Source organism: Barnesiella intestinihominis YIT 11860 (assembly GCF_000296465.1).
Lineage (GTDB): Bacteria > Bacteroidota > Bacteroidia > Bacteroidales > Barnesiellaceae > Barnesiella > Barnesiella intestinihominis.
Genome location: NZ_JH815205.1, coordinates 355,683 through 374,675, shown reverse-complemented (window position 1 = coordinate 374,675; position 18,993 = coordinate 355,683). Strand labels below are relative to the sequence as shown.

Sequence of the window (18,993 nt, the reverse complement as noted above, 5' to 3'; positions counted from 1 at the left end):
CACGAATCTCAAAATATATTCAGTTAAAAATAACACTAATCTCAATTTGTTTAGACGCAACGCATAAATCTCAAAATTTATATTACACAATAATACAGCAATCTCATTTTTAGATGAATCCAAGATTCTCTTGTTCTAATCTGTGGCTTCTTCCCGCTCAAACATCCTGTCCACCATATCCACCGCTTCAATCTTCTTGCTGTCGACAATTTTGGCGTAAATCTGCGTTGTGCGCACATCGGCATGACCCATCAGCTTGCAGGTGGTATAAAGGTCGGCTCCAACGGTCATCATCATCGTTCCGAAGGTATGACGGCTTGTGTGGTAGGTGATTTTCTTGTCAATGCCCGCCTTTTCCACCCATTGTTTGAGTATCTTGTTGGTTGTGGGTCGTGATGGCAGTTCTGCAAACACAAGTGTTTCATCATTATTATCAGGCTTTCGTTCAGGCAGCCACTTGACGGCATTTTGCGAGAGCGGCGTATAAATGGGCGTAGATGTCTTCTGCTGCACGGTGGCAATCATATACCTGCCGTCATTGCAAATAATATCTTTCCAGCAAAGAGTTTCCATGTCGCTCAGGCGCAGCCCGCAGTAGCATGAGAACAGGTAGGCTTGCTTGACAGTCTTGTTGCGGCATTCCGTAGCGATAAGAAGTTTCACTTCCTCAATGGTAAGGAACTGGCGTTTCGACTCCGGCTTCTTGACCCGCTCCGAAGCGGACAACAACATGAACGGATTCTCGTCCAGCCACTCTGCCCTGACTGCGGCGTTCAGGGCTATGGAGAGTTGGGAAATGTAAGACACGACAGTTCCCTGTTCAAGTGGTTTACCATGCCTGCCTGTATAAGTGTGCTGGATCCAGTCAATGAAGCCGAGTACCCATTTCTTGTCAATGTCACCCATCCTTGTGCTTTTGCCATATTGGTTGATGATTTTTATGATGCTTCCCAGTTTCTCGACACGCTTGATTCCTTTGCGCTCCTGAATGGCATAGAATTTTTCCAGCCAGTCCGCCAGCGTGAGTTTCTGCCACGCTGATTTGCTCTTGATTCCGGCTTTGGAGTTTGTAATCTCGATGATACGTTGAGACTTGATGGCCTCGACTGCTTCACGGGTGGCGCGGTTCTGCTCCCTGACCCTTGCGTTTACTTCCGGCAAGTGGTACATTTTCAGAAACTCATAACTCCGTTTGCCGTTGACATAGATGTCAAGGTAGTACGATTCAGAGCCGTCAGCAAGTTTCTTGGTGCGCACTCTTACAGGCTCTTTCAGTTTGCTTGATTTCTTGTTTGCTGTCATATCTAAAATGCTTTATCTATCAATGAAACCGCTTCCTCTTTTTTCTTGTCTATGATTTTGGCGTAGATTTGTGTGGGACGTACATCGGCATGTCCCATCATCTTGCTTGCGGTATAAAGGTCAACCCCTGCGGTTATCAGCATCGTGCCATAGGTATGGCGGCTCAGGTGGAAATGAAGATGTTTGCCCAGTCCGGCCTGTTCCGCCCATTTCTGTAAATGCTTCCGTAGGACGCTATGTGACGGAAGCGAGAATACGGAAGACTCCGGTTCTCTGCGCTCAGGAAGCCACGACAATGCTTTGGCAGGAAGCGGAAGCGATATGGGTTTGGAGTTTTTTTGCATTACTACCGATACAAAGTGCCGTCCGCCGTTGACCGATATGTCTTTCCAGCACAAATTCGTAACGTCACCTACACGCAACCCGCAATAGCAGGCAAACAGGAATGCCATGCGTATATTCTCCTTTACATAAGGGGTATTCTCCAGCTTGCGGACTTCATCAAGGGTCAGAAACTCACGTTTGCTCTCCGGTCTCGCTATCTTTTCTTGGAAACTCAACAACTTCCAGGGATTGTTCTTTATATATCCTCTCTGCCATGCCGCAGACAGGATGATGCCGAGAATCCAGAAACAGGAACAGGCTGTGGCTTGGGCAAGCGGCTTTCCCTGCGGAGTGAGAGGCTCGGATTTCAGCCACTCGGCATAATCGGTACAGAATTTCTTGTCCATGTCACAAAGCCTTGCACCGGGATAGAACTTCTCGAACTTGGTACGTGATGCCCTTAAATGCCGATATGAAGGCTGCCCCCGTTGCTTGTATTCCTCCATCAGCAAGTCTATAAAATCGGACAGCGGCATTTTGGATTTGTCTTTGGCCGCTTCCTCCCGCGCCTTGTCATCAACCATGTCTTCGGTCTTGGCGAGAATAATCTCCTCCGCCTGACGGAGTGTCTTCGCGTTCTCACGTTTCGCCTTGACGGATGTTTCCGGCACAAGATACAGTTTAAGGAACTCGTATTCGTGCTTGCCGTCAACAGTACGGTCTATAAAAAGGGATTCACGACCGTCCGAGAGTTTTCTTCTACGCAACTTGAACGGACTTTTATCTACTTTTGACTGCTTTCTTCTACCCATTATGCTTCAGTTATTTATATCCTGATGCAAAGATAGAAAATAGCTTTGATATAAGTATCAAAACAAGTAACAAAAATAATTCAAATAAGGGTATAAATGGACTTTTACAAGAATGTATAAGAAAATGAACTGGTTTATATAATAAGCAGATATACAATTAAATACATTCGTATTTTGTAGAAATATTATCCTTTCATTTCTCTTTGATTATATGTATTTATTCTTTTCCCTCCTTACCTGCGAATGCAAGAGTTAAAAGACAATTCCCACTAAATTTTTGCCGAGTCCCGATATGGGTGTATTTTTTAGCATTATGTATAAGGGGCTATGTCGTATTAATGACTGCGACATAGCCCCTTTATCGGCTCATGTGCTACATATTTATTCTACCATCACATCTTGCATAGTAGATGCATTAAGTGTTGTTCCTTGTTGAATTTTAGGCATGCTGCCTTTCATGCATCCGCTAATAAGTCCAATAGGAAAAAATAAGACAGAAAGAATGATTACGCCACCAAGTTTACTGCTCCCATTTTTACAACTACTGAGGCGAAGAGACACTCTTTTGTTATCAATAGTTTTAGTAGTTGCATGGGTTAAGCAGATTTTCCCAGCTTTACCCCATGAACCGTTCGGATCTGCTGTAAACTCTATGAAGGCAGGAGTTCCGGCTTTTATTAGCACTTGCGCCCCATCGGCTGAGTAAACGTCTGTTTCTACGATTGAAGATATGGTGCCAGTATCAGCTGTGTTGTTCGCCTTAAATGTCTCATTTATGCGGAGCACTAACTGTGTCCCATTTTCTAATAATTTACTTCGGTTGGCAGCCGATTGTGCCACCGATTCTAACGGAAAACATGATATCAGTGCTACTATCAATACACTTGATATTGTACTTTTCCACCATTTGATTTTTTCCATGTGCTTGTGGTTTTATTGGTTGTTGTGCAATATTGCCGTATGTCGTTTTGACTTGGTCTGCACACTCGCATATAAGACAAAAGCGCAGACTTTCGCCATATGCTATCTTGGCTCACCACAAGCCATAATCAAATATGAGAAAGTCTGCGCCATATGGCACAATTCTCAATTTGATTATTATAGCTCGTTACATTTCCGAGGTGGTGATTCAGATAGCGATTGAGCTAAAATATGTAAAGATATAGTATCTCTTTTGGGATACGCATTGCAAATTTAGTCATATTTATCCGATTGACAAAGAATTATCTTCCTTTGCTCCTTTTTTATTTATGGTCAGTTTTCGTTGTAATGACCGCATTTTCTTACAGAAAAGTTTTTTATTATCCCCTCATCAAGTACTCAGTTCAGATTGTCTCCGTTTGGTATTTGATTGTTCTTGCTTCCTATTTTTTCTATAAATAATTATCTTTGTTGAGCGTAAAGGTAATAGAGGACTTAGATTGTAAAATGGATATTAAACCTATTGCAAATTTCCCACATTGAGTTAATTCATTTTCATTTATTGCTGTTTAAAACATAAAAGACTTGTTTTACCTTTGTATTCAGGTATGACAATAGTCTGTACATGTAATGGTGTGATTCGATGGAAAATAAAAGATTCAGTATCAAGGATAGGATTTATAGTTTCAAGTATGCGGGGCGGGGCGTAGTTCGGCTTGTCAGCAGGGAACATAATGCATGGATACACTGTGCGGTGACCGTGTGTGTGATTGTAGCCGGGGGGCTATTGGGGCTTTCAACTTTCGAGTGGATCGCTGTAATTCTATGTATCGGAGCCGTGCTGGCAGCCGAGGGTGTCAATTCGGCTATCGAGGCATTATGCGATAAAGTGTCGCCCGAGTACGACGAAGCTATCAAGCATACGAAGGACTTGGCGGCGGGGGCCGTGTTGATATTGGCTGTCATGTCGGTGATTGTAGGTTTGTTGATTTTTGTTCCTAAGGTATTATCTCTCTTTCATTGAGTATGTTTCGTCGAATTGTCGTGTATATATGTTCGCTCCTTTTATTTGTGTTTCCTGCCGGGGCAGAGGGTTTGAGTCGGGAACGAAAAGCTGTTAAGGTGTCGGGCGATGTATTGTTGGCTGCTATGCCCGTGGCTACGGTTGCCACTGTTTTGGCTATGAAGGACTGGACCGGGGCCAAGCAGGGGCTTTTTACGGGTGTGACGACACTCGGTGTTTCTTATTTGCTGAAATTTACGGTAAAGAAGGATCGTCCCGATCATAGCAATCGATATTCTTTTCCTTCGGCCCATACTTCTCTTCTGTTTGCCAATGCTGCTTTTGTTCAACGCAGATATGGTTGGAAATGGGGTGCTCCCGCCTATGTGTTAGCTTCGTATGTGGGTTGGAGTCGTGTGTATGGACGGAAGCACGATTGGTGGGATGTGGCGGCGGGAGCTGTTATAGGAGCCGGTTGTGCATATATTTATACTCGTCCGTTCGCTCAAAACCATAGGTTGGTTATATCGCCTCTTACCGATGGGAATTCTTTCGGGGTGTATGCTTCCATGACATTTTGATTGATCGGGGTGTAGGGGGTAAATTCCCTTTTTGTTACCGACTTCGTTTTTCATGCCAGCCGTGCAGAAGGTGGGAGTCGGTCGTTTATGTGTCTATCTGGTGATTATACGATAAAAAGCAGGCAGGAAAATCAATCGATTTTCCTGCCTGCTTTTCAATATCTGTCGGGTGATTTATTACCCTCCGAAGTTGTCGTACATCAGATTTTCTTCCGGTACACCCAAATCCCATAGCATTTTTTCTACGGCTTTGGACATCGGGCCGGGGCCACACATGTAATATTCTATATCTTCCGGGGCCTCATGGTCTTTCAGATAGGTATTGTATATAACTTGATGAACGAATCCCGGCGTGTATTTAACTCCTGCCGCATCGGCTGCGGGATCGGGGCGGTCGAGTGCCAAATGGAAAGAGAAGTTGGGGAACTCTTTTTCCAGATCCAAGAAATCTTGTAGGTAGAATACTTCGTTTAATGCTCGGGCTCCGTAGAAATAAGACATCTTCCGGTCGGTCGTATGAAGCGTCTTGGTCATGTGCATGATTTGTGACCGCAATGGAGCCATACCTGCACCTCCGCCTATCCACATCATTTCGTTTTTGGAGTCGAATATGGGGTGGAAATCGCCGTAAGGGCCGCTCATGATAACTTTGTCTCCCGGTTTCAGCGTAAAGATATATGACGAGGCGATACCCGGCATCACATCTTGGAAGCCCACCTGCGGTTTCGGTTTGAACGGTGGTGTGGCGATACGCACCGTCAACATGATTCGATCTCCTTCTGCCGGATAGTTTGCCATAGAATAGGCGCGAATCGTAGGTTCCGTGTTTTTACATTTCAATCCGAATAACCCGAATTTTTCCCATGAAGGCAAGTATTCATCTCCGATGAGGCTTTTATCGATATCTTTGTCATAGTCCATCGTGTAGGCGGGAATTTTGATTTGAGCATAAGAGCCCGGAATAAAATTCATGTGTTCTCCGGGTGGCAGGGCAACGATAAATTCCTTGATGAAAGTCGCTACGTTTTTATTTGAAATCACTTCACATTCCCATTCTTTTACACCTAATACCGATTCGGGAACGATTATTTTCATGTCGTTTTTCACTTTCACCTGACAGCCCAGCCGCCAATGGTTCAGTTGTTGTTTCCGGGAGAAGTGTACTTGTTCTGTCGGTAAAATTTCTCCCCCGCCTTCCAATACCTGACAACGGCATTGGGCACATGAGCCTCCGCCTCCGCACGCCGACGGCAGGAATATTTTTTCATTAGATAGCGTGCTTAGTAAACTGCTCCCTGTTTCGACTTCGATTTGCTTGTCGTTATTGATGGTGATTGTCGCTTTCCCCGACGGGACAAGATATTTTTTTGCAACGAGCAGTATCACGACTAAAAGTATCGATACACCCAAGAATAAAACGATACTCGATATGATAGTACTTGTCATTGAACTTATTTCTAATAACATCGTTTTAAAGTTTAATTCCTAAAAAGCTCATAAAGGCGATACCCATTAGTCCTGTAATGATAAATGTGATACCTATACCTCGCAATGGAGCCGGTATGTTTGAATAACTTAATTTTTCTCGAATGGCCGCTAAGCATACGATGGCGAGCATCCAGCCTATTCCAGAACCTATCCCGTAAACGGTCGCGCTCGTAACAGAGGGGAAGTTGCGTTGTTGCATGAATAGCGAGCCTCCCAATATGGCGCAGTTTACAGCAATCAGCGGCAGGAATATTCCTAAGGAGGCGTATAGGGAGGGTGAATATTTTTCTACGAACATTTCGACCAATTGTACCATCGAGGCAATAATAGCGATAAACATGATTAGGCTCAGGAAGCTCAAATCGAGTTGAGCGTATTCGGCTCCTAACCATTTCAAAGCGCCAGCTTTCAAAACATAGGTCTCTAACAGATAATTGACCGGCAAAGTAATTGCTAGTACAAAGGTCACGGCGATACCCAGTCCAAAGGCTGTTTTTACATTCTTCGATACGGCCAAATAGGAACACATACCGAGGAAGTAGGCAAATATCATATTGTCTATAAAAATAGACTTGACGAACAGATTTAAATTTTCCATATATAGTTATCTTATCTCTGTTTCTTATTGTTGCAAATCTTTATTTCGAGAACGGTGTACCCAAATGATACAAGCTACGGTAATAAGGGCCATAGGCGGAAGTATCATTAAACCGTTGTTCTGATAGCCCCAATCGTATAATTGTTGAGGTATGACCGGATATCCGAATAGCGTACCCGAACCTAGCAGTTCTCTGAAAAAGGCGACTATGACTAATATGATTCCGTATCCTATTCCATTTCCTATACCGTCTAAGAACGACTCCCACGGTTTATGACTCAGAGCGAAGGCTTCGAGACGACCCATGAGGATGCAGTTGGTAATGATAAGTCCCACGAACACCGAGAGCTGTTTGCTCACTTGGTACATATAGGCTTTGAGAATTTGGTCTACGATAATTACCAGTGCGGCGACGACGACTAATTGAACGATGATGCGGATACTGTTGGGTATCGTGTTTCGCAGTAACGAGATGATGACGTTGGCAAATGCGACCACGGCGGTAACCGATACTGCCATAACAAGAGCCGGTTCGAGTTTAGCCGTGACGGCTAATGCCGAGCAAATACCTAATATTTGTACGATAACCGGGTTATTCTTGGAAAGGGGGCCTAAGAGAATCTCTTTGTTCTTTTTTGACAACATGGTTATATATTCTTTGAATTAAGCGATTCTAAAAATTTGGCATAAGGCTTTACACATTTTTGAAGCATGGTTTGTACTCCTTTACTTGTGATTGTCCCTCCTGAAACAGCATCGACATAGTCGGCTCCGTTTTGGGGCTTTTGTCCTGCTTTTTCAACAGCGATGGAGGTAAAATTGCCGTCTATGAAAAAGTGTTTCCCTTGAAACTGTTCTTGAAACTGAGGTTTTTCTATTTCGGCTCCGAGACCCGGGGTTTCGCCTTGATGAGCGAAATAAGCACCATAAACCGTATTGCCATCGTTTTCTACCGATATGTATCCCCAAATGGGTCCCCATAGCCCGCTACCGGAAAGAGGGATAATGTATTTGGGAGACTCGTTATTGTCGGTGTAGATGAATACGGGCAAGGTTTGTCGATTTTCAGGCAGTTTCAGTTGATCTGCAATGTTTATCGAGAAAGATTCCCCTTTTGCCAATTCGCCTTTCGAATTGATTATAAAAGAATCGTCGATATATTTTCCGTATAACTCCTGAGCGTTCTCGGGTGTCGATGCGATGTTTACGGAGTTGAGTATTTGGCTCATCTTGTCAATAGCGATGTTTCGTTCCTGTGCAGGTTTTAGTCCTATCGCTGCAAAGGCCAAAATAAAAGCTACGGCAATAACCATGACCGAGGTATAAATAATTGTGTATGTATTACCTTGTTTATTCATAGCTGTTTTTATTTTGTCAAGTTTTTTGCTCGTTTGAGTCTGTGGCGAATGTTGGCTTCGACTACGAAGTAATCTATGAGAGGAGCAAAAGCGTTCATGAGCAGGACTGCCAGCATGGCGCCTTCGGGGTATCCGGTATTGAATACCCGGATTAAAATCGCTAATACGCCGACTAAAAATCCGAATATATATTTCCCTGTATTAGTCCTTGACCCGGTTACGGGGTCGGTAGCCATGAATACGGCGGCGAATGCAAATCCTCCCAAACATATTTGACAGGCCGGCGAAAGCTGTGCTGCCGGATAAATGTCGGGGTTGGCGAACCAGTTACAAATGTAGCTCATGAAAATGCCTCCTGCAAAAACAGAGAGCATGACTCTCCAACTGGCTATCCCGGTAATTAGCAGTATGGCTCCACCGATGAGTATGGCTAATGTTGAAGTCTCTCCTATGGAACCGGGTATAAATCCGAGGAACATGTCATTCAAGGAAAGGGGATTTCCCAATATATCGGTTAGTTGGAGTGGCCCTCCTGAATGGGTAGCGGCTTGTCCGAGAGGGGTAGCCCCCGAAAAACCTTCTACTATTTGACCGGCTCCTAATCCGAATGTATCGCTCGTGCGGATAAAGACTTCGTCACCGGACATTTTTGATGGATAAGCGAAGAAGAGGAATGCCCTTGTTACCAACGCTATATTGAAAATATTCATTCCCGTACCTCCGAATACCTCTTTTGCGAAGATTACGGCAAAGGCAGTCGCGACGGCGATCATCCACAAGGGTGTATCTACTGGTACGATCATGGGAATGAGCATGCCCGAAACGAGGAATCCTTCTTGTATTTCATGATGCCGTATTTGGGCGGCGGTAAACTCTATTCCCAATCCAACTACGTATGCTACGACGATTTTGGGTAAAACTGCCAAAAAGCCGAAGAAGAATATTGACCAGAATGAGGTGCTAGCCAATTCTCCTATCGACAAGTAATGTTGATAGCCTACGTTATACATGCCGAATAGCATTGCAGGCAATAAAGCGATGATAACGACAATCATCGTTCGTTTAGAGTCTATACTGTCATGAATGTGAACACCGGATCGTGATGTGGTGTTGGGAACAAAAAGGAATGATTCAAACCCTTCGAACACAGATTGGAACATAGACAATTTTCCTCCCGGTTCAAAATGAGGCTTGATTTTGTCTATATAATTCTTTAAAGCTTTCAAGGTTGTTTTGTATTAATGTTGTTACTGAATTAGTTCATTTCCTTCATAAGTCTGTCGAGACCGTCGCGCACGATTTTTTGTAATTCGAGCTTCGACGTATCGACAAATTCGCAAAGCGCAAAATCTTCCGGGGCGACTTCGTAGATACCCAAGTTTTCCATTTTATCGATATCGAATGCTAAAATGGCTTTGATAAGATACTCCGGGTAGATGTCCATCGGGAAAACCCGGTCGTATTCGTCCGACATGATAATGGCTCGTTCTCCGCCCCTTATTCTGGCATCGATGGTGTATTTTTTCTTTTTCCCCAATAGCCAAGAAAAATAAGAGTGACTCGTGCTATATTTATGGGGATTGAGAGAAGCCCAACCTAAAAATTCGTCGTAATTGTTTCCTTCGGGGATTACCGTTATTTGAGAATGGGTAGCTCCGATGTAACCGTCTGCATCGGTTTTAACCCCCGTCAATACATTTCCGCTGATATAGCGTTGTTCGTATTCGACCGCTTTTACCATACCTTGTGTGATGGAAGCGATGGATGCACCTATACGGGTGCGTACGTAGTGCGGGTCGTCTATTTCTGAGCCTGTAACGGCGACTATGCGAGAAAAGTCGGCGATGCCTTTGTCGAATAGTCTTCCTATGAAGAGTACGTCGAGAGCGCTCATCGTCCATACTGTGTCTCCTTTATCGATTGGAGCGATATGATTGATTTGTATACCTACGTTTCCAGCAGGATGCGGTCCGTCGAATATAACAGACGTAGCATTTTTTACGTCTATGGGTTGTCTTTGTGATATGCCTACGTAAACTTTTCCGCTTGTGAGTTTATTTAACGCTTTTAATCCGGTTTCGAAGTGTTGCTTTTCTTCTTTGAGAATGAAGGCATAATCGGGAGCCAAAGGAGCGGAGTCGAATGCCGTAACGAATATGTCGCGAGGAGTGGTATCGGGATTTGCTACGATATCGTAAGGCCGTTGTTTTATAAAAGCGAAAATACCCGATTTCAACAATAAATCTTTGATTTCGGAGCTGTCCATGTTTTCGAGATCGAACCTTCCGAACTCTAAGGCTTGTTGAGAGGCATCCGGCTTAATGGTTATTTTTATGACTTTTCGCCTTTCTCCTCGCTCTATTGTTACAATTTCACCACTGACAGGCGAGGTTACGACGATATTCGGGTGCGTTTTATCGTGTATGACCGGAGAACCGGTTAAGACTTTTTCTCCGGGTTTAACAATTACTTTGGGAGTCAAACCTACAAAATCGTCGGGAATAATGGCGTATAGCTGACTATCCGGTGTATTAGATATTTTAGGGCTTGGAATTCCTTCTAATTGAATATCAAGTCCTTTCTTTATTTTGACTACATGATCCATATTGATATTTGTAGAAAATGAATTTTGTCGCAAAATTACAATTCTTTTCGATTCGTTGATAGAATCTTTGCCTCATTTTTTTCTGAGAGCTCGTACTAATTGAATTTTATCTTTTTTGTTCTGCTGGAATCCCTGTAAATGGATTAAATAATGTTATTTTAAAATTAAAAACTCGTGTGTTTTTTCTGTTTGAGGAGCAAAGTCTATTGGCTTTCTCTTTTACTATTATAGTATAAAATAAAAGGATATGAGTGAAATTTATATTTTATAACGTGTGAAGGGGTAGGCCGTCAGGCCTGTTTGGACGGGGTGTTGCGTTCGTAAAAAAAAGCGAATTATTTTTTTTGTATGGAAATAATGTGCTACATTTGACGCACGAATGCGAAGAAAGAGAAAGGAAAGGTGCATGTAAAGTGCTAAATTTTTATACTTGTTTCTTTGCATATAATATTGTGAAAATAGATGCGTTTCTTATAGAGGGTGGAAACACAATGAGTGGAGATACTGATATAGGAAGTTACAAAGGATTGGATACTAATTTTAAAATAACTAATACAAACACTTAGATTTTATTTAATTATGGAAGCTAAAAAGGCTAAAAAAAACAAAGTGCGCGGTATTAAAAACGCGTTTATTGTAATTATTATCTGTTTTATCGTTGCTTTGGTAGTATTTACCCAAGTACTTGGTGCTCCTGAAAACTTTGAAGGTGGAGATCCTGCCGGAGGACATCCTCTGAACTTGTTAGGTACAATTTATAAAGGAGGTTTTATCGTACCTATTCTTCAAACTTTGTTATTGACTGTGATTGTTCTTTCGGTAGAACGTTTCATCGCTATGCTTAGCGTAAAAGGAAAAGGAAATACCAATAAGTTTATCGCTGCCGTGAAAGCTGCTTTGGAAAAAGGCGACATCGCCGGTGCTCAGGCTCTTTGCGACAAACAACGTGGAACCGTTGCAAGTGTTGTTTCTTCGGCTTTGATTAAATATAGCGAAGTTGAAAAAGACGATACTTTGTCGAAAGAACAAAAAATCGAGGCTATCAAAAAACAATTGGAAGAAGCCGCTGCTCTTGAAATGCCTTCCATGCAACAGAATTTGCCTATCGTAGCGACTATGACGACGCTGGGTACTTTGGTCGGACTTCTTGGTACTGTGTTGGGTATGATCAAATCGTTCCAAGCTTTGGCTACCGCCGGTGCTCCTGACTCTGTGGCTTTGTCGACAGGTATTTCGGAGGCACTTGTGAACACTGCTTTCGGTATTGCAACCGGTGCTTTGGCTGTTATTTCATATAACTATTTCTCTAACAAAATTGATAATGTTACCTACGCTATCGATGAGGTAGGTTTCTGTATTGTTAACACGTTCGCTGCTACTCACAAGTAATCGGCATAAAATCGAAAGGACCATTATATGGCTAAAGTAAAAGTAAAAAGGAAGAGTACGCTCATCGACATGACAGCGATGAGTGACGTTACCGTGCTTCTGCTTACTTTCTTCATGCTGACATCGACCTTCGTTCAGAAAGAGCCTGTGCAAGTGAGTACCCCATCTTCGGTATCTGAAATCAAAATCCCAGAAATTAATGTTCTGCAGGTGTTGGTTGAACCGTCCGGGAAAATCTTTATCAGCCTCGACAAACAAGAGGATAGGGTGAATGTATTGAACGCAATGAGTAGTATGTACGGAGTACCGTTTACTCCAGAGCAAATAAATAAGTTCAGATTGGCAAATTCGTTTGGTGTGCCTATCAAACAAATGCCGGGATTCTTGGATTTGAAATCCGATATTCAGGATCAAACTTTGAAAAATTATGGTATCCCGTGCGATAGCGCCAATAACGAGTTTAAAGAATGGGTGCGTGCTGCACGAAAAGCAAATCGCGATTTGAAGATTGCCATCAAAGCCGACCAGGCTACACCGTATGACAAAATCAAAAACGTGATGTCTTCGTTGCAGGATATCAAAGAAAACCGTTACAATCTGCTTACATCGTTGAAGACTTTACCCGCAGAAGAAGAACAATAACCAAGTCATGAAAGGAAAGAAAAATTATGGCAGAAGTAGAAGTAAAAGACTCGGGTAAAGGCGGAAAGAAAGGTCAACAGAAGAAAATGAAAATCCATGTGGACTTTACCCCCATGGTTGATATGAACATGCTTTTGATAACCTTCTTCATGTTTTGTACTACGTTGAGTAAACCGCAGACGATGGAAATCAGTATGCCTACCAACGATAAGGTAACAGAAGAAGAGCAGAATAAGGTGAAGGCTTCGGAGGCTATCACAATCCTCTTGGGCGATAATGACAGGGTATTCTATTATTTGGGTGAGCCCCAGTATGAAGATTACACTTCGTTGATCGAGACATCTTATAATGCCGATGGTATCAGAGCCTTGCTCCTTGATCGTAACAAAGAAGTTGTTGCCAAGGTGAAAGATTTGAAGGAACGTAAAAAACGCGAGGAGATCAGTGAAGAAGTTTTTGACTCGTTGGTCGTAGATGCCAAAAAAGCCAAAGGTGCTCCGGTGGTCATGATTAAAGCGAAATTGCCCGATGAAGAAGGAAAGAACGGCGCGACTTACCGCAATTTGATCGATGCTCTTGATGAGATGATCATTTGCAGTATCGGTAAGTATGCTATCGTTGACATCACAGAGGGCGATTTGTTCCTGATGGAGAATTATGAGAAGAAGGGTGCTCTTTCCGATCAGATAGACACCAGTAAAAAGAACTAATAGTACACATTAAAAAAGAAGAGAAATGTCAAAGAACGTAGATTTAACTTCGAAAGAATGGTGCGATTTAGTTTTTGAGGGAAAAAACAAAGCATTTGGAGGGTATCTTTTACGGGTTAACTCGCCGAAGCGATATACATGGGCTACCGTTGGCGTAATCTGTGTGGTTGCATTTGCTTTCGTACTTCCCTATATTGTCGAGTCATTTAAGTTCGGAGAAGTTGAAGAAGAGACAACAGTAGTTGTGGAGATGACACAATTGCCAGAGGCCGAGGTAGAGAAACAAGAAGTTCAACCGTTGGTTGAAACTCCTCCACCCCCTCCGTTGAAGAGCTCCATTAAGTTTACTGCACCTGTCATTAAGAAAGACGAGGAAGTGTCTGATGAAGAAGAATTGAAATCGCAAGATGAATTGACACAATCCAAAGTGAATATTTCTATTGCCGATGTGAAAGGTAATGACGAAGAACACGGACAGGATATCGCTGATTTCCGTGAAGTAATCGCCGAGCCTGTCGTAGAGGAAGAAAAGCCCTACGAGGCAGTAGAACAGATGCCTACTTTCCCGGGTGGAGAGACCGAGTTGATGAAGTTTATTCGTGATAACCTCAAATATCCGGTTATAGCTCAGGAAAACGGTATTCAGGGTCGTGTTATTTTGCGTTTCGTTGTTTCGAAGACAGGAACGATTGATAATGTTACGGTTTTGCGTAGTTTGGATCCTACTTGTGATAAGGAGGCTATTCGAGTAGTGAAGAGTATGCCTAAATGGATTCCGGGTAAACAAAACGGTAATAATGTGCCAGTTTATTTTACACTGCCTGTTGTATTTAAACTTTTGTAATCTCTTGTTTGTTTAAGAAGAGATTCGTGAAATATAGTACTCGCAGCCTATTATCATAGATTTTAGGTTGCGGGTATTTTAAAAAGTTCGATTATGGAAGAAAAGTATGGCCATTACAACGATGATACGGAAAAGAAGAACCGCTTGGGTATGAATGTCGTTTTCGGCATGATTATGATAGCTATTTATTTAGGTATGGCCTATTTGCTGTTATTTACTTCATTGTTTTCCAATTTATACGATATAGTACGCTATATTATGGGCGGTGTATTTGCCGTATATGGAGTATTCAGAGGATATAGATTGTTTGTTGGAATGAAATAAAACGAATTATGAATAAGCTAATATTACTTCCAGTCGCAATTTTTGTAGCCGCGTCTGCTTTGTCTTCGTGTTCATCTTGCCAGAATGAGGAAAAAGAGGGACAAAAGGTTAAGGAGACCATCACGTCGGGTGTGATAGATATCAGCTGTGACGAAAGCTTCGAGCCGATTATGGAGCAAGAAATCATGGTATTTGAAGCAGCTTACCCGAAGGCTTCGATTATTCCTTATTATGTAAGTGAATCGGAAGCCTTGAATATGCTTTTGCAAGATAGTGTGCGGTTGGCTATTGCCACCCGTCCGTTATCCCCGAAAGAAGAAGATTCTTTTAAATCCCGCCGGTTAAAGGTGCGCACCGTGCAAATCGCCTTAGACGGCATTGCTTTTATTGTGAATAAATCTAACAAGAATGATATAATTTCGGTAGATGATTTGCGAAAGATCGTAACAGGAGAGGTCACGAAATGGAGCCAGATTTATCCGGGATCTACGTTGGGAGACCTTCATTTTGTATTCGACAATCAAGGTTCCAGTTCTATGCGTTATGCCATAGATTCTCTTTGCGAGGGAAAACCTCTGTATAAAGGTTTGTTTGCCCAAAAATCCAATCAGGCTGTGATCGATTATGTGGCTCAAACACCTAATGCGATAGGGGTAATAGGAGCAAGCTGGATTGGGAATAAAGCAGACTCGACCAATACTTCGTTTACCGATGTCGTAAAAGTAATGGCTGTGCGTAAAGCTCCGGGATTTAAACCCTATAAACCCTATCAATATTATATAGCGTCGGGAGATTATCCGTTGACTCGGCCTATTTACATGATTACAACGGATCCTCGGAATGGATTGCCTACCGGCTTTATTAAGTTTGTGTCTTCTCAAAGAGGGCAGTTAATAATTTTTAAGACCGGTATTGTACCGTGGCAAACTAATATTGCGTTAAAAAGAGATGTAAGCATTACCGATGCTTTTTAAGTAAGAAAATTATTAATTTAAAAATATATCAATGAAATCAAGTCTTAAATTATTTTTTTCACTGTTTCTTGCTGCCGGCAGTTTCACTGCTTTTGCTGCCAGCTATACTGATGGAATAGAGTATTTTAAAGCGGGTCAACCCGATCGGGCAAAAATTTTGCTTGAACGCACCCTTGATGATGCAGGAACGAATAAAGCAGAATCTTATTACTATTTGGGAGAGATAGCGTTTGTCAACAAGGACTATACGGCTGCCGCAGAGTACTATAAGAAAGGTCTTGAAGCCGATCCTTTGTTCGCTTATAATCTCGTCGGTCAAGGTAAGCTCGCATTGAATGGAAGTGCAGATAAGGAACAAGCTGAAAAAGTGGCTGAAAAATATTTCAAAGAAGCGCTTAAAGGAAAAAATAAGAAGGATGCCGGTCTTAATTTGGCAATTGCCAAAGCATATTATGAGACTGGGACTCCGGGTTATGAGGAGTATATGAAGAAGTCTTATAAAGCAGACAAGAAGTTTCCCGATTATTTTATGTTTGAGGGCGATGTCTTGGTAAACCAACAGCAGTATGGTGATGCTTGTGGACGGTATGAAAATGCGATTTATTTCGACCCTAATTGTATCGAAGCGTATGTGAAATACTCGCATATTTATTTCGATATAAATCCGACATTGGCCATTCAAAAGTTGGAAGAGTTACAAACTATCGCTCCTAATTCTGCTATTGCACAACGTGAGATGGCCGAAGCGTATTATAAGAATTCTCAATATACAAAGGCTGCCGAGGCTTATGAGAAGTATATGCAGAACCCCAACCATTTCCAAACAGACCGTCCCCGGTTGGCTACTCTGTTGTTCTATGGCAAACGTTTTGATGAGTCGTTGGAACTTGCAAAAGATATTTTATCTCATGATCCTCAAAACTTTGTTATTCGTCGTATCGTTATGTACGATAATTATGAATTGGGGAATTTTGAGGCCGCAGAACAGGCTGCAATCGAGTTCTTGGGAATGAATCCGGGTGACAATGTGTTTACGGCGCGCGATTACATGACGTATGGCGATATTTTATCTAAACAAAAGAAGTATGGAGAAGCCGTTGCTCAATATGAAAAAGCTTATGAACTGGATAATACCCGTACGGATATTCTTAAAGTTTTGAGCGACACCTATGAGCGTAATAAAGATTATGTAAAGGCAATCGATACTTATGAGAAGTATATGAATGCCGATACGGTGAATAATCAACGTGTCATGGACTATTATTTGCTCGGTCAAATTTGTTATAGTGCAGGCCAAGCTGCACAAGATAGCGTGGAGTTGATGAATATGTATTTGTTGAAAGCAGATACTATGTTCCAAGTTGTGGTAGAGCGTTCTTCGACGGATTATCGGGGATATTTGTGGCGCTCCCGTGCGGCCGCAGTGCGTGACCCTGAATTGAAAGAAGGGTTGGCCAAACCTTTGTATGAAGAGACTTTGACTGTTTTGGATCAAGATCCTTCCAATAAGGAGAAAGCTGCTACAAAACGTGTTTATATCGAGGCTTATAAATATTTGGGATATTATAATTATCTGCAAACCACCAATCCGGCCAAGAAAAACGAGGCTATCGCGGCTACAAAAGATTATTGGAACAAGATGCTGGAATTGGATCCGGGTAATACAGAGATTCTCGAAGCTCTTAAAACTCTCGATTCGTTGTAATAGGAATTTTTTTGAATGTATTCATTGCGCGACAAACTATTTTTGTCGCGCAATTTTTTTTGAGAAGGTGTTCCAAAAGCAGAATAATTTGTCCGGAATTGCAGATTAAAAATAAAAAAGAGTCTAACGTGAGGCTTTTGTTGGAAATAAAATTTGTATATTTGTGCGACAAAATTTTTCGAAGAATAATTTGCAGTGAAACAAAGGATTTTGGGGTGATATTCATCGTTCGGAAAATAAATTGTCCGTTGTATAAATCCTTGACTAAGAAAGAAAAGAAATCGTATGTTTGGTTCTATATGGAATAAGACAATATCAGATCGCGAGACTAATACCGGAATGGAGCGATGTCGTATTTCTTTTTCTTATAAAAAGAGAAAGATTTTTTATTTATAGACGATCGGGCCTTGTATTGTTGTTTTAGCAATATAGGGCTTTGTCATTTGGAGAAAAGAATAAAAATAAATACAAACTAAATTAACGTATGAATTCTGCACTATTTGTAGTTGTATTGATTACCGGATTAGCGTTGGTGGGCGCGGCTTTGTTGATTGCAGGGCTTATTTCGCCTCGCTCGTTCAACCCACAGAAAGGTGAGGCTTATGAGTGTGGTATCCCATCGCGCGGCGAATCTTGGATGCAGTTCAAAGTAGGTTACTACTTGTTTGCCATTCTGTATTTGATGTTCGACGTAGAAACGGTATTCTTGTTCCCGTGGGCGGTTATATTGAAAGATTTAGGTGTAGCCGGATTATTTAATATTTTATTTTTCATGGTTATACTTGTTTTAGGACTGGTATATGCATGGAAGAAAGGAGCACTCGAATGGAAGTGAAAATTAAATCGATGAAGTATGAAGACTTCAAAGACAATGAATATATTGAACATCTTGTTGATGAGCTCAAAGCCTCTCATACCAATGTGGTGGTGGGATGCTTGGACGAACTTATTAACTGGGGGCGGTCTAACTCTTTGTGGCCGCTTACCTTTGCGACAAGTTGCTGTGGTATCGAGTTCATGTCGCTCGGCGCAGCGCGGTACGATATGGCCCGTTTCGGGTTTGAAGTAGCCCGTGCCAGTCCGCGTCAGGCCGATTTTGTAATGGTAGCCGGTACGATTGTACATCGTATGGCTCCCGTTCTTAAACGTTTGTATGACCAGTTGGCCGAACCGAAATATGTGGTAGCTGTCGGTGGATGTGCCGTTTCGGGCGGACCGTTTAAAAATTCGTATCACGTGTTGAAAGGTGTAGATGAGATTCTTCCGGTCGATGTGTATATACCGGGGTGTCCTCCTCGTCCCGAGGCTATGTTTTACGGTTTGATGCAATTACAACGTAAGGTAAAAGTCGAGAAATTCTTTGGCGGAGTCAATCGTCAAGAAAAGCGAGAGAAAGTATTCGGAAAATAATAT

General features: G+C 42.2%; 20 protein-coding genes. 11 read left to right on the top strand and 9 right to left on the bottom strand.

All coding sequences use genetic code 11. From position 1 onward, the window contains the following. Positions 1–135 precede the first annotated feature (135 nt). From HMPREF9448_RS10565 to HMPREF9448_RS10555, 3 genes are all read right to left on the bottom strand, one after another. Entirely contained in the window at positions 136–1,302 is a 1,167-nt protein-coding gene (locus HMPREF9448_RS10565) for a site-specific integrase (protein ID WP_007850091.1), read from the bottom strand. Between the two features lie 2 nt (positions 1,303–1,304). Then, positions 1,305–2,438: a site-specific integrase gene (locus HMPREF9448_RS10560; protein WP_007850088.1), complete on the bottom strand. Its 1,134-nt coding sequence runs from the start codon at positions 2,436–2,438 to the stop codon at positions 1,305–1,307. 381 nt (positions 2,439–2,819) lie between these two features. Further along, positions 2,820–3,359, bottom strand: a complete 540-nt coding sequence (locus HMPREF9448_RS10555) for a hypothetical protein (protein WP_008862560.1) — start codon at positions 3,357–3,359, stop codon at positions 2,820–2,822. 643 nt (positions 3,360–4,002) lie between these two features. Between HMPREF9448_RS10555 and HMPREF9448_RS10550 the strand changes: the two genes are divergently transcribed. Further along, the gene (locus HMPREF9448_RS10550) at positions 4,003–4,383 is read left to right on the top strand and encodes a diacylglycerol kinase family protein (RefSeq protein ID WP_008862559.1); all 381 of its coding nucleotides are present in this window, start codon (positions 4,003–4,005) and stop codon (positions 4,381–4,383) included. 2 nt (positions 4,384–4,385) lie between these two features. Continuing rightward, complete coding sequence (locus HMPREF9448_RS10545; protein ID WP_008862558.1) at positions 4,386–4,943, top strand: phosphatase PAP2 family protein; 558 nt, start codon at positions 4,386–4,388, stop codon at positions 4,941–4,943. 177 nt (positions 4,944–5,120) lie between these two features. On the opposite strand, the gene nqrF is transcribed toward HMPREF9448_RS10545, so the two are convergent. The 6 genes from nqrF to HMPREF9448_RS10515 are packed head-to-tail and all read right to left on the bottom strand — an operon-like array spanning position 5,121 to position 10,992. Beyond that, the gene (gene nqrF / locus HMPREF9448_RS10540; protein ID WP_008862557.1) at positions 5,121–6,389 is read right to left on the bottom strand and encodes an NADH:ubiquinone reductase (Na(+)-transporting) subunit F; all 1,269 of its coding nucleotides are present in this window, start codon (positions 6,387–6,389) and stop codon (positions 5,121–5,123) included. Positions 6,390–6,414: 25 nt separating this feature from the next. Next, the gene (gene nqrE, locus HMPREF9448_RS10535) at positions 6,415–7,029 is read right to left on the bottom strand and encodes an NADH:ubiquinone reductase (Na(+)-transporting) subunit E (RefSeq protein WP_008862556.1); all 615 of its coding nucleotides are present in this window, start codon (positions 7,027–7,029) and stop codon (positions 6,415–6,417) included. Between the two features lie 24 nt (positions 7,030–7,053). Next, on the bottom strand, positions 7,054–7,674 hold the full coding sequence (locus HMPREF9448_RS10530; protein ID WP_008862555.1) for an NADH:ubiquinone reductase (Na(+)-transporting) subunit D: 621 nt from the start codon (positions 7,672–7,674) through the stop codon (positions 7,054–7,056). A gap of 2 nt (positions 7,675–7,676) precedes the next feature. After that, complete coding sequence (nqrC, locus tag HMPREF9448_RS10525; RefSeq protein ID WP_008862554.1) at positions 7,677–8,387, bottom strand: NADH:ubiquinone reductase (Na(+)-transporting) subunit C; 711 nt, start codon at positions 8,385–8,387, stop codon at positions 7,677–7,679. 8 nt (positions 8,388–8,395) lie between these two features. Continuing rightward, positions 8,396–9,613, bottom strand: coding sequence for an NADH:ubiquinone reductase (Na(+)-transporting) subunit B (locus HMPREF9448_RS10520; RefSeq protein ID WP_008862553.1), 1,218 nt, complete (start codon positions 9,611–9,613; stop codon positions 8,396–8,398). Positions 9,614–9,642: 29 nt separating this feature from the next. Next, complete coding sequence (locus HMPREF9448_RS10515; RefSeq protein WP_008862552.1) at positions 9,643–10,992, bottom strand: Na(+)-translocating NADH-quinone reductase subunit A; 1,350 nt, start codon at positions 10,990–10,992, stop codon at positions 9,643–9,645. Positions 10,993–11,571: 579 nt separating this feature from the next. On the opposite strand from HMPREF9448_RS10515, the gene HMPREF9448_RS10505 reads away from it, so the two are divergent. The 9 genes from HMPREF9448_RS10505 (at position 11,572) to HMPREF9448_RS10460 (ending at position 18,990) form a co-directional block, all read left to right on the top strand. Further along, positions 11,572–12,381 carry a MotA/TolQ/ExbB proton channel family protein gene (locus tag HMPREF9448_RS10505; RefSeq protein ID WP_008862551.1) on the top strand — a complete coding sequence of 270 codons (810 nt, stop codon included), beginning with the start codon at positions 11,572–11,574 and terminating at the stop codon, positions 12,379–12,381. A gap of 27 nt (positions 12,382–12,408) precedes the next feature. Next, the gene (locus HMPREF9448_RS10500; RefSeq protein WP_008862550.1) at positions 12,409–13,023 is read left to right on the top strand and encodes an ExbD/TolR family protein; all 615 of its coding nucleotides are present in this window, start codon (positions 12,409–12,411) and stop codon (positions 13,021–13,023) included. A 26-nt stretch (positions 13,024–13,049) separates the two neighbouring features. Next, complete coding sequence (locus HMPREF9448_RS10495) at positions 13,050–13,733, top strand: biopolymer transporter ExbD (RefSeq protein WP_008862549.1); 684 nt, start codon at positions 13,050–13,052, stop codon at positions 13,731–13,733. 25 nt (positions 13,734–13,758) lie between these two features. Next, positions 13,759–14,577: an energy transducer TonB gene (locus HMPREF9448_RS10490; RefSeq protein WP_008862548.1), complete on the top strand. Its 819-nt coding sequence runs from the start codon at positions 13,759–13,761 to the stop codon at positions 14,575–14,577. Positions 14,578–14,670: 93 nt separating this feature from the next. Then, the gene (locus tag HMPREF9448_RS10485; protein ID WP_008862547.1) at positions 14,671–14,901 is read left to right on the top strand and encodes a hypothetical protein; all 231 of its coding nucleotides are present in this window, start codon (positions 14,671–14,673) and stop codon (positions 14,899–14,901) included. Positions 14,902–14,909: 8 nt separating this feature from the next. Continuing rightward, complete coding sequence (locus HMPREF9448_RS10480) at positions 14,910–15,875, top strand: PstS family phosphate ABC transporter substrate-binding protein (RefSeq protein ID WP_008862546.1); 966 nt, start codon at positions 14,910–14,912, stop codon at positions 15,873–15,875. Between the two features lie 31 nt (positions 15,876–15,906). Then, positions 15,907–17,580, top strand: a complete 1,674-nt coding sequence (locus HMPREF9448_RS10475; RefSeq protein ID WP_008862545.1) for a tetratricopeptide repeat protein — start codon at positions 15,907–15,909, stop codon at positions 17,578–17,580. Positions 17,581–18,064: 484 nt separating this feature from the next. After that, positions 18,065–18,415, top strand: coding sequence for an NADH-quinone oxidoreductase subunit A (locus tag HMPREF9448_RS10465; RefSeq protein ID WP_008862544.1), 351 nt, complete (start codon positions 18,065–18,067; stop codon positions 18,413–18,415). After that, a complete protein-coding gene (locus HMPREF9448_RS10460) occupies positions 18,406–18,990 on the top strand; it encodes an NADH-quinone oxidoreductase subunit B (protein ID WP_008862543.1) in 585 nt (194 codons plus the stop codon). The genes HMPREF9448_RS10465 and HMPREF9448_RS10460 overlap by 10 nt, the downstream gene beginning before the upstream one ends. Positions 18,991–18,993 lie beyond the last annotated feature (3 nt).